The sequence below is a fragment of the Telluria sp. AZSoR62 genome, from assembly GCF_058111565.1.
Genome location: NZ_JBYTST010000192.1, coordinates 1 through 324, shown reverse-complemented (window position 1 = coordinate 324; position 324 = coordinate 1). Strand labels below are relative to the sequence as shown.

Below are 324 nucleotides of genomic sequence, written 5' to 3'. Positions count from 1 at the left end.
CGTACCGGTGACAGCCCTTGGCGAGGGCCACGGATTCCATTTCGGGATCACCGACGGCATCGTCGTGAAGACGCGTACGCTTCGGGGCGTCGAAGTTGACCAGGCCGCATGTACCGCCCGGATTGGCGCCGGTACTACGTGGCAGGAGGTTCTGGAGGTCTCCGGCCCCTTGGGGCTCGGGCCGCTTTCTGGCTCCGACGCGGGCGTGGGAGCGGTGGGATACGTGCTCGGGGGTGGCCTCGGACCTTTTGGCCGCACCTACGGGTACGCGGCCGACTCTGTCGTGTCTTTCGACGTCGTAACAGGGCGCGGAGAAATCATCAC

Annotated in this window: 1 protein-coding gene; it reads left to right on the top strand. The window is 66.0% G+C overall.

The genetic code is table 11. From position 1 onward, the window contains the following. Window positions 1-324, top strand: a 324-nt coding sequence (locus AC3XQU_RS23485; RefSeq protein WP_489876555.1) for an FAD-binding protein, incomplete at both ends; no start/stop codon positions are given.